This is a genomic window from Nocardiopsis sp. RV163 (genome assembly GCF_001029525.1).
Classification (GTDB): Bacteria; Actinomycetota; Actinomycetes; order Streptosporangiales; family Streptosporangiaceae; genus Nocardiopsis; species Nocardiopsis dassonvillei.
The window spans coordinates 1-2,357 of sequence record NZ_LEKI01000305.1; the positions used below are offsets into that span (position 1 = coordinate 1).

Annotated in this window: 1 protein-coding gene and 1 pseudogene; both read left to right on the forward strand. The window is 70.5% G+C overall.

Annotation, left to right across the window (positions count from 1 at the left end):
• A pseudogene (locus tag ABD54_RS26300) lies at nucleotides 1-1,464 on the forward strand (phosphoketolase); the annotation flags it as partial.
• A partial coding sequence (locus tag ABD54_RS26305) for an acetate/propionate family kinase (protein ID WP_047872246.1) occupies nucleotides 1,464-2,357 on the forward strand: 894 nt, incomplete at its 3' end. The pseudogene ABD54_RS26300 and the gene ABD54_RS26305, both read left to right, overlap by 1 nt.

A 2,357-nucleotide genomic window follows, 5' to 3' on the forward strand; every position in this document is an offset into this window, starting at 1 on the left:
GTGGAGGGGACGTGGCGTTCCCATCAGGTGCCGTTGGGCCAGGTGCGTTCGGACGAGGGGCACCTGAGGCAGTTGGAGGAGTGGATGCGCTCCTACCGGCCCGAGGAGCTGTTCGAGGAGTCGGGTGCCCCGGTTGCCGAGGTGCGCGCGCAGGCGCCGGAGGGCGAACGGCGGATGAGTGCGAGTCCGCACGCCAACGGCGGGGCGCTGCGGCGGGAGCTGGTGCTGCCGGACTTTCGCGGGTACGCGGTGGACGTGGGCAGGAACGGGACCCAGACCAGTGAGGCGACGCGGGTGCTGGGCGGTTTCCTGCGGGACGTGATCCGGGCCAATCCGCGGACGTTCCGGTTGGTGGGGCCGGACGAGACGGCCTCGAACCGCCTGGACGCGGTGTTCGAGGCCTCGGACAAGGAGTGGCAGGCCGAGCGGCTGGCGACCGATGAACACCTGGGGCCCGGCGGCCGGGTCATGGAGGTGCTCAGCGAGCACCTGTGCCAGGGGTGGTTGGAGGGGTACCTGTTGACCGGGCGGCACGGGCTGTTCGGCTGTTACGAGGCGTTCGTGCACATCGTGGACTCCATGTTCAACCAGCACGCGAAGTGGTTGAAGGTGTCCCGGGGGCTGCCGTGGCGGCGTCCGATCTCGTCGTTGAACTACCTGTTGACCTCGCACGTGTGGCGTCAGGACCACAACGGGTTCACCCACCAGGATCCGGGGTTCCTGGACGTGGTGCTCAACAAGCCCGCGGAGGTGGTGCGTGTGTACCTGCCGCCGGACGCCAACACGCTGTTGTCGGTGGCCGACCACTGCCTGCGCTCCAGGGACTACGTGAACGTGGTGGTGGCGGGCAAGCAGCCGGGACTGGGGTACCTGTCGATGGAGGAGGCGGTGGCGCACTGCGCGCGCGGGATCGGGATCTGGGAGTGGGCCAGTACCGACGGCGGGGCGGATCCGGACGTGGTGCTGGCCTGCGCGGGGGACGTGCCCACGTTGGAGGTCTTGGCGGCGGCGGACCTGGTGCGCCGCTGGTTGCCGGAGGTGCGGGTACGGGTGGTCAACGTGGTGGACCTGATGCGGTTGCTGCCCGAGAGCGATCACCCGCACGGGTTGCCCGACGCCGAGTACGACGCCCTGTTCACCACGGACAAGCCGGTGGTTTTCGCCTTCCACGGGTATCCGTGGCTGGTGCACCGGTTGACCTACCGCAGGGCGGGCCACGACAACCTGCACGTGCGCGGGTACCGGGAGCGGGGCACGACGACCACGCCGTTCGACATGGTGATGCTCAACGACCTGGACCGGTTCCATCTGGTCATGGACGTGATCGACCGGGTTCCGGGACTGGGCCAGCGATCGGCCCAGGTGCGTCAGCGGATGGTGGACGAGCGGTTGCGGCACCGGGCCCACACCCGGGAGTTCGGCGAGGACCCGGCCGAGATCCGCGAGTGGGTGTGGCGGTACTGATGCGTGTTCTGGCGGTCAACGCGGGGTCCTCCAGCCTGAAGCTGGGGGTGGTGGACGGTGACGGTGCGGTGCTGGCCTCGCGGTCGCTCCCGGCACGTGGGGGGCACTGGGACCCGCGGGAGCTGAGCCGGGCGCTGGAGGGTGTGCCCGAGGTGGACGCGGTGGGCCACCGGGTGGTGCACGGGGGTGGTGAGTTCGTCGACCCGGTGCGGTTGGACGCCTCGGTGGTCGAGCGGTTGCGGGCGTGGGTTGCGTTGGCGCCGCTGCACCAGCCCAAGGCGTTGGAGGCGATCGAGGTGGTGGGGCGGGCGTTGCCGGGGTGTGCGGCGGTGGCGTGTTTCGACACCGCCTTCCACGCCGATCTGCCGGAGGTGGCGTCGGTGTACGCGGTGCCCGAGCGGTGGCGGCGGGAGTGGGGGGTGCGCCGGTACGGGTTCCACGGGCTCTCGCACGCCTATGTGTCGCGACGGGCGGCGGAGTTGGCCGGTGGTGAGCGTGTGGTGAGCGCGCACCTGGGGTCGGGTGCGTCGTTGGCGGCGGTGTCGGGCGGCCGGTGTGTGGACACCACGATGGGGTTCACCCCGTTGGAGGGGGTGGTGATGGCCACGCGTTCGGGGAGTGTGGATCCGGGGTTGGTGGTGTGGTTGGTGCGCTATGGCGGGTTGTCGGTGGAGGAGGTCCAGCGGGCGTTGGAGCGCGAGTCGGGGTTGTTGGGGCTTGCGGGGACCGAGGACATGCGTGAGGTGTTGGAGCGCGACGACGCGCGGGCGCGGTTGGCCCTGGGGGTGTACGTGCACCGGTTGTGTGCGGGTGTGGCGTCGATGGCGGCGGCGTTGGGTGGGGTGGACACGTTGGTGTTCACCGGTGGTGTGGGCGAGGGGGCGGCTCCGGTG